General features: G+C 56.9%; 9 protein-coding genes and 1 pseudogene. 1 reads left to right on the top strand and 9 read right to left on the bottom strand.

Annotation, left to right across the window (positions count from 1 at the left end; genetic code table 11):
- Positions 1 to 554: 554 nt before the first annotated feature.
- A complete protein-coding gene (locus ACWGXF_RS22160) occupies positions 555 to 1,280 on the top strand; it encodes a ferredoxin--NADP reductase (RefSeq protein ID WP_452102504.1) in 726 nt (241 codons plus the stop codon).
- 82 nt (positions 1,281 to 1,362) lie between these two features.
- Here ACWGXF_RS22160 and ACWGXF_RS22155 read toward each other — a convergent pair whose 3' ends face one another.
- From ACWGXF_RS22155 to ACWGXF_RS22115, 9 genes and pseudogenes are all read right to left on the bottom strand, one after another.
- The gene (locus ACWGXF_RS22155) at positions 1,363 to 1,803 is read right to left on the bottom strand and encodes a CopD family copper resistance protein (protein ID WP_012838464.1); all 441 of its coding nucleotides are present in this window, start codon (positions 1,801 to 1,803) and stop codon (positions 1,363 to 1,365) included.
- A complete protein-coding gene (locus tag ACWGXF_RS22150; RefSeq protein ID WP_202788777.1) occupies positions 1,800 to 2,261 on the bottom strand; it encodes an RrF2 family transcriptional regulator in 462 nt (153 codons plus the stop codon). Before ACWGXF_RS22150 ends, ACWGXF_RS22155 begins: the two co-directional genes overlap by 4 nt.
- A gap of 13 nt (positions 2,262 to 2,274) precedes the next feature.
- Positions 2,275 to 3,540, bottom strand: a complete 1,266-nt coding sequence (locus ACWGXF_RS22145; protein WP_452102503.1) for an NnrS family protein — start codon at positions 3,538 to 3,540, stop codon at positions 2,275 to 2,277.
- On the bottom strand, positions 3,533 to 3,937 hold the full coding sequence (locus ACWGXF_RS22140; RefSeq protein WP_003073223.1) for a group III truncated hemoglobin: 405 nt from the start codon (positions 3,935 to 3,937) through the stop codon (positions 3,533 to 3,535). The genes ACWGXF_RS22145 and ACWGXF_RS22140 overlap by 8 nt, the downstream gene beginning before the upstream one ends.
- Positions 3,938 to 4,073: 136 nt before the next feature.
- Positions 4,074 to 4,310: pseudogene (locus ACWGXF_RS22135) on the bottom strand (IS5/IS1182 family transposase); the annotation flags it as partial.
- Positions 4,311 to 4,708: 398 nt separating this feature from the next.
- Positions 4,709 to 4,894, bottom strand: a complete 186-nt coding sequence (locus ACWGXF_RS22130; protein ID WP_452102502.1) for a hypothetical protein — start codon at positions 4,892 to 4,894, stop codon at positions 4,709 to 4,711.
- Positions 4,895 to 5,307: 413 nt separating this feature from the next.
- Positions 5,308 to 6,753 (bottom strand): hypothetical protein, encoded by a 1,446-nt coding sequence (locus ACWGXF_RS22125; protein WP_452102501.1) that lies wholly within the window; start codon positions 6,751 to 6,753, stop codon positions 5,308 to 5,310.
- Positions 6,728 to 7,294 carry a hypothetical protein gene (locus ACWGXF_RS22120; RefSeq protein WP_452102500.1) on the bottom strand — a complete coding sequence of 189 codons (567 nt, stop codon included), beginning with the start codon at positions 7,292 to 7,294 and terminating at the stop codon, positions 6,728 to 6,730. Before ACWGXF_RS22120 ends, ACWGXF_RS22125 begins: the two co-directional genes overlap by 26 nt.
- 56 nt (positions 7,295 to 7,350) lie before the next feature.
- Entirely contained in the window at positions 7,351 to 7,698 is a 348-nt protein-coding gene (locus ACWGXF_RS22115) for a type I restriction endonuclease subunit M (protein ID WP_274754437.1), read from the bottom strand.
- Positions 7,699 to 8,054 lie beyond the last annotated feature (356 nt).

Genomic DNA, 8,054 nt, shown 5'->3' with positions numbered 1-8,054 from the left:
GGCTAGGGTTAATGCGTGGGTCAGATTGAGATGGAAAAACCGGGGGCTAGTGGGTCACTTCTGGGTGGAAATCAACATTTCGGCACAAAAGCCGGATCGGGCACATGAGCAAAATTATTACAAGAAGTACACCTGCGCGGCGAATGACAGCTGTAAAGTGCTGAAGCGAAAGTCCGCTCAGGGTCGACACGAGCCTGTCGGGGCACGCAGAAGCGGTCCTTCGAGCCAGCGCGTGGCAACCCGCGTAATCGAGCGGCCGGTCCCGAGGGCGAAGCGGCCGTTCAGAGCAGGCTGCGCTCGACAGCTCTTGCTGGCCTTTGCTGCCGCTCAGGCACTGGACTGTGAATGACTTAGACCAGCCTAGACCTCCCATTCGCGGCCTCGTGCTGAGCGGGGCTGCTTCTGGCCGAACGCTGCCATAACAGGCTGAGGTGGTCGGTTCAATGAGAACGCCCAATTCGACCCGTTTCTCACGGTGGGTATCGATTGACGGGAATATTTGCTCTATTGGATACATCCAATGCGTAGATCCATTGATTGCGAAGGAGTGAATCATGGGCATAGAGCACAGCAAAATCCTCGGACGCGAAGAGGTTGCACAGGGCACGATGGCATTCCATCTCGCCAAACCGGCCGGGTTTGATTTCCGCCCTGGACAGGCGTTTGAAATCCAGCTGCCGGGCGCGGTCCCTGGGGAGAGCAAAGAGGAGCGATGTCACGCATTCTCCATCGTCAGCGCGCCGCACGAGAGTGAATTGGTGTTTGCCACGCGTATGAGGGACAGTGTTTACAAACGCGCTTTGGTAGCTCTGCCCGTAGGTGCTGAGTTGGATATCGATGGACCATTTGGTTCGCTTACCTTGCACAAAAACACGGCGCGAGCGGGTGTGCTCATCGCCGGTGGGATTGGCGTGACGCCGTTCATGAGCATGCTTCGAAACGCTGCAATGCAGCAGTCACAGCAGGATTTGCTTCTGCTGTACTCCAATCGTCGTCCAGAAGATTCGGCGTTTCTCTCTGAGCTTCAAACTCTCGAAAAGAAGAATCCAAAATTCCGGCTCAAGGCCACCATGACGGATATGGCGCACTCTGCCGTGGATTGGAGTGGTGATACACAAACGATTGATAAAGAGTGGCTCCAGCAGGCCATTGAGGGCTTGGCTAATCCGATCTTTTATGTTGCTGGCCCACCTTCCATGGTGGCGGCAATGCAGCAGTTGCTGTTATCAGCCGGCATTGATGAGGACGATGTGCGTAGTGAGGAGTTCTTTGGATATTGAACTGGCAGACTTTCCCCCTTGATCAGGGGGAGTCTGCCATGACGCATTTGGATGCAGCCGCTTGACATACCTCGCCAGGCTCTTACCAGTGCAGATAGAACATGGCCTTGGCCAGCAAGACAATGACCAGCACATGGCAGAACACGCTCAGATGCAATCGGTGCGAGCGTCGTCCATTAAGTTGTCCTTGGCGGCGCCACCACATGGCGCTGGCGAAGTGCGCAAGCACGCTAAGCGCCAGCGCAATCTTGAACACCATCAGCATGCCTGTACTGCTGGCCAATGGGTGCGCCAGTACCGAGCGGTGCTGCCAGGCCAAGCCTGCTCCCGCAAAATACAGCACTAGCAACACCCAGGGCATGACGGCGGTCGCGCGTGTCCCCAGCGCCTGCTCCACGGGGAGCATGTGCTGTTGCGGCACTCGGCTGTGCACATTGGCCAGCAGCACGACTTCGAAGAACACTGTGCCTGCAAACGCCACGGCGGCCAGCAGGTGTAGTGTGATAAGCAGGCCATAGCTCATGTCTGGGCCTTCTCTCTTGACAGTCGTATGGCAGGAATCAACGGCACTGCGCTGACAGACGTTGGCGGTATCAGGTCCGCAAGAGTGAAGCCATCTAGATGCGCCATGAAGCTGTGCAAAGCTCCCTGCAACATGCCTGCGAGGCGGCAGTTGCCGGTCAGCGTGCACCGGTTGTCGTTGCCAAAGCATTCCACCAGCGTGAAGTCGGACTCTAGTCCACGTATCACTGTACCGATATGGATTTGCTGAGGTTCACGGGCGAGGCGCATGCCGCCTCCCTTGCCACGTACCGTCTCGATCCAACCCTGCAGGGCCAGTTGATGCGTCACTTTCATCAGATTTGCCTCGGAAATGCTATAAGCCTGCGCAACCTCGGAAATCGTGCACAGGCGCTCTGGCCGCTGGGCCACATGCATGAGCAGCCGCAGCGCATAGTCGGTCATCAGGGTTAGACGCATTGAGTGATCTCGTTCAAACAGATTTTCTGGACTTGCTGGCGACATGTCCTGGGGGTTGAGCCGCTGAGAGTCCAGCTGGTGGCAGGCGCGGCCGAATCAGCAAGGGCGCAAATCGCCACAGGTACAAAGCAAAGGCCAGCACCCATGCAAGCGCCGAGGCATGCAGCGCGGCTTGAGGGAGCACCCCGGGCAGAAGTGCCAGCAGGCGCAGCAAAGCGGCGGCAAGCACCAGCACATACATGACCACGATGCTCCCATCGGCGCGCAATGGTCGCCCCAGATGGCCCAAAGCCGTACGTGTCACCATGCCGATTATCAGCACCGCAAAGCCGGCCACACCGATCACATGGACCGGCCAGGCCAAGCGCAGTACCCAGCCGCTCGCCTGGAACGCTGCCACCAGCAGGCCCGTGCCCAAGGCCGCATGACCCAGATACAGAATCCACAGCAACGGCACCTGACGCACAGCCCAGGGTTTCCAGGCCAGCACCTGCCATAGGGTGATTAGTCCCGTGACAGCCAATGCGGTCACCATACCCGACACCCATCCCAGCAACAGGCAGACAATGCCAAGCACGCCAGCCCAGAGTTGCCACTGCCCGCTGGCCGTATGCATGGGAATCTGCAGATCCGTCACCGCCCGCATTGCGAAGAATGGAATAACGCGCCGCGCAACCAGTAGTGCAATCACAGCCATGCACAGCAGCCCTGTATAAAGGTAATGCATCAGCGTTGCGTAGTCGCTGCCTTGCCATACCGAGCGCAGAAAGAGTGCATCGGCCACGCCCAGACCTGACACCAGCAGCGGCAGGCCGTAATTGCGTCGGCTGCGTGCTGCATAGATCACCCGGCCCAGCACTACGGCAGCGGCGGCGAAAAACAGCAGTTCACACACTACGGCAAAAGCAAAAGCTGTATCACCCACCACCAGGAAACCCACGCGCGCCAGCAGCCACAGTACGCACAACCCGCCCAGCGCCCGGCCCTGAATAGGGTTGCTTCCAGTCCAGTTACTAGCCGCCGTGAGCAGAAAGCCCGCGGCAATCGTCGCCACAAAGGCCCACAACATCTCGTGCGCATGCCACTGCACGCCGCCCAAACGCCCCGCAAGCCACTGTGGCGCGAACACCCACAACGCGACCGACACCGCAGCCCACAGACAGCCGGCCATGTACAAGGGCCTGAAGCCAAGCTCCAGTAAGGCTTTCCACTGGGGTGCAGGAGCCTTGGGTTGGGGCGCAGACCCCATCGGTTCCTCGATCTGCAGCAGCTCAGACATGGCTCACCACCGCCGGTAGTGCCTTGGGATCACGGCTCATCTGGTAGCCCGACCACAGGCTCTGTGCAATACGGCGCGCCGCCTGCCACGCTTGATCGGCCATTGCGCGGTTGGGTTGCTCGGCCAGCGTGATCTCGAACAGGCCCAGCCAGCGCTCAAACAGCTCCAGGCTTAGACCCGGTAGCGCAGCATGCTTGGGCATAGGGGCCCCTGAAAAGCGTGCTGTGCGTCGCAAAATGGCCGACCAGAAATCCACCAGCTTGGTCAGATGATGGTCCCAGTCCGCTATACGTGCATCGAAGATGGGGCCGAGCACCTCGTCCTGGCGTATTCGCGCATAGAAGGAGTGCACCAAGCTGACGACTTCCTCTTCAGTGCAAAGCTCATGAATCCTCATTGCACAATTCCTTTCGCTGTCGTTACCGCACATAAGATTCATTAATTATGTATCTTATAACTAGACATGTCTCTAGGTGCATGGTGTTGTTGCATAAATCAGCACCGGGCCAGACTACCCCTGACCCCAGACGTGGCTATGCCACAGCCACCGCTTGCGGGCAGCCCAGCTCAGTGAACCGATTGAAAATAGCGGCTCGGATATGAAGCTCTTTGACCTGCCGCTCGAGCGTACGTGACATCACCTGTTCACCGAGTCGCTTGATGCAGTGGCTTTTGGTCTCCACCAGGCTGCATCGGTGATACCCACTCTGGCTCTTGCATCGTTTGCGCCCGAAGCGCCTGCAGGCGGCGATAGCCGCATTGCGATAAGCGCCCGTATCCTTCCCTTCTGGCATAAGTACCCAAAGGTCGGTTAATTAGCACTTTGCGACTGAAAGAGGCTCTTTTGTAAGCGGTTTGATTGCGTTTAAATCCAGCTTCGCCTGCAAGTCAGCTGGTGAGCTTGAAGTATTGAGAGCCGGTCGGCTTGGAAAGGTCTCTGATCGACTGCTATTGGCCGGGAGCGTGAGGTCAACATGAGTCCCCAGAGCAGGTACTCGATGTGAACGGCAAGTCATCCAGTGACTGTTTTTGGGGACATGAGTGAAATGGAACTCTTGGCCAGTAGCGGAAAGTTGCATTGCACCTCCGAACGACTGCTGCAGGCTGATTGCAGCCGCTGAACTTCTGCAAGCCTGTGACCGCTGCCGCCGATACCTGAACGGCAGCTCTAGTAAGCTGTTAACTGGTTTCCTCTTTGGAGAGGGTGCGATTTCTTCGCTGCCAACTGCTTTTCACAAGCTTCAGCGAGCGGTATTCCGCCGATACCATACGCGCCGATTGTGAGCGCTTCCTGGTGGCCGTTGATCCTATAGTTATAGCGGAAGCTTATTGCTCGACCTGTGGTTGCGGCCACATAGAGGCCATCTCGATCTGTGACTTTGTAGATTGGTCAGTCGACTTGAGAGAGCGGATCCTGGTATCGACGAGGCGGATGCTATGGGTGACGCTCGGTGCCATGCAAAGTGCCACCGAAACCCGCCGACTTCGTAAGGCCGGCTAGTTCCAGATAGAGCTAGATAGAAATGAAAAAAGCCCGCGATATCGCGGGCTTGCATGAGAAAAAGTCTAAAGCTTGCGTGTCAGTTCACGACAGCTCTTTATTCCCACTCAATTGTCAACCGATCGGAAATCAAGTCGCTATTGAACGAAGCTACACGTTGTTGCATATGATTTGGCCTTACTAGAAAAGACCATACCGTCACTTTTACCGTCAAAGCAACTGGTTGTCTCTGGGCGTTACTGGACGTTGAGCGAAACCGATACAAGCTAGCGCGACAACACCGTTGCAGCCGTAGCTTTCCAAGCTAGCAACCCCCTGAGCAACTGCACATATTCCATCACTTGCAGCGCCGTGTCGATGGCCCAAGTTGTAGCCTCCGCCTGATCAAGGTTTGAAGGCTTCCACAGCCCATCGCACCAACAGCAGCTGATTTCCCACTTGGTGGCACTGATCCGCTCAAACACGGGCTGCTGCAGTTGCGCCGCTTTCCAGCGTTTGGCGATATCCAGCTGCAGCTGAGCTGGCAACACGCCTTCACCTTGCAGCAGCAAGCGTAGCCCCAGCCCAGTCCCCCAGCCCTCTTGCCGTAGCTGCACCATGGTCAAGTTGGGCCATGCTGGTGCAGCACCAAATGCACGGGGCAGCTGAATCGTCAGCATGGGTTGCCCCTGGCGCAGGTGCACGGCCAACGACAGCGGCAAAGGCTCTTTGACTCCCTGCACTTGCAGTTTGGCTGATATAGCGTTGGTCAGTTGGGCTTGCAAAGTGCGCTTTATGCGCCGCCACCACGCCAGCCGTAGGTCTGGCACATCGCCCAATGCTTGAAACAGCCGTTCATGCCACGCAATGCGCCTGGCCAAAACTTTGGCACTCAGGTTCATGGCTTCGGCCATTTCTTGAATAGCCAACATGACGTGACCATGCGCAGGAGCCTGACCGAGCACCCGCCTTGCAAACGTCAGCACCCAAGGTACATCACAGCGCCCGCTGTCCAAGTGCCACAACAAAGCGTTGATCGTGTCTGGCGCTTGATGCGGTGCACCGTACACAACCGCTTGCGCATCTGCCGAATCCCACCACTGCAGCCAGTTGGCTGCATCCGTGATGTCCTGGCTTTGCAAGAATGCGACCAGGCGGCGCAAACGCTGCACGGCCTTGAGTGCAGCTACAGGTTGGGTGATTTCACCTTGCCACAGTAATACGGCCAACTCAGCATCTTCATCAGGCCCGTATTGCTGCAGCAGTGCCACCAGCCGCGCCAAGCTGCCCAAACCCAACTGGGGCACGGCACACCGTGCAAATGCCTGCCATGCAGCGGTGCGCTGGCTGATTGGCTCAACCCCCTGCAAAGCCGCATCAGCCAATTCCAGCACCATGGCTGATTGCGGCTCCATGGATGGCCTTGAGGCATGCACATAACGCCCAGCCTCGGCACAGCCATTGAAGCAGCACGGCCACTGCCCACTGAATTCATGCGGAACAGGCGTTGAGGTATCCAGTGCAGGCAACGTCATCACCGCCGCCAGCAAACGCCGGTAGCGGTACCACCTCAGGTGATAAGGGTGCATGGTCAAACTTTCAAAACAGGCACGCCGCAACGGCACCTGAGTGCAGCCTCCAAAGCCAAGCACCAGGCGCACAACGTGCACAAGGGAAATCAGAAGAAAGAGAGCGAGAAACTGAAACTCAAGCCAGCGCAATGGCCGTGCCACGGCGGCTGCGTAAACCGACTTGCACCACCTTGTCCAAGGTGGCTTTTTCTGACCAGCGGGCGTTGGTGTTGCGCAGCTTTTTGCTGCCCCAATGCTCCAGCAAGGCATTCCAAGGAGTGAGCGGCACTCCATCCATCAAGGGGTCAAGCACCAGCAAAGAATGTGGTTTGCCATCGGCATACATCACACCCACTGCCAGCACCCAATGACTGTAGCTGGGCGAAGTGAAGCGCACCAGGCACACATGGTCTGATTCCAGTGCAGCCACTGTGCGGGCCTCAACATTGCGACGCAGCTGGCGGCACAGCAGTTGCTCAGAAAACGGTGCAAACTGCTCTTTGATGGCTGCGCTGCTACAGCCGCTGAAGTACAGAGCTTGGCCCATGGCACTCACTTCCATCAGCCGTGCATCAAGGTCGCTTTCATACAGGGCATCGCGTGACACCTGGCCCAACAGCATCAAAGCCATCAACACGCAGTGGTGCCCGCAAGCCATGTCGTTTTCGCCCTGGCGCAGCAGCAGCTTGTTTTGATGGGCCATTGCACCTGAGCGGCCCACACTCAGCTGCAAGTGCAGCACAAAGCGCCGCCCCAGCATCAGTACTCCTCGGGCAACAACAGCGTGGTGCAACTGCGGTCAGCCTCCGTGATGATCCATAAGCGTTCTGCCTTGGAAATCACATACACCGACATCAGCCTGTAGCCGTACTGCAAAGCCTCAGCATTACTTTGCCGATCTTCGGTACAGATATCGCCCCAATCACCCGACACATGGCGCAGCACAAACGGCAGTGCTGTCAGTTGATGGGTTTCCAGAAGCTCCAATGCCCCAGGTGTGGCCAGTACTTGGCCCAGGGCAAACAAGGGCGTACCTGCAGCAGCCTTGTCATGAGCAGCAGGAGAAGAATCGTTCGGGCATGCGGCGGCCTGACCTGTATCAGTCATAGAAAACTCCAAAAGGGAAAAGTGAGAAAGAAGTGCCCTGTACTGCCCAACACTTCCCCCAAGGGTCATGACCTCAAATTGACAGGCATGGCTACGCCGCACAAGCGTTCAAAACGCATGCACGAGCAAGCTACCTGATCAAATCAGATGCACAAAACGGGGGAAGCTCAGGACATCGAGCGAGAGAAACAGATCGATCAATGATCGAGCGGCCGATTACGCTGTGCAACACAAGCGTAAGCTCATTTTAAACAATGCCAACATTTGAATATCAAATATATTTGATATATATAAATGGATATTTAAAAGTTAAGCTGAACCAGTGACAAATAGGCTAAATAGCAACTTCAGGCTGG

Source organism: Comamonas sp. HJ-2 (genome assembly GCF_053615495.1).
Note: the sequence above shows the minus strand (reverse complement) of the source record. Positions and strands in the feature narration are given on the sequence as shown.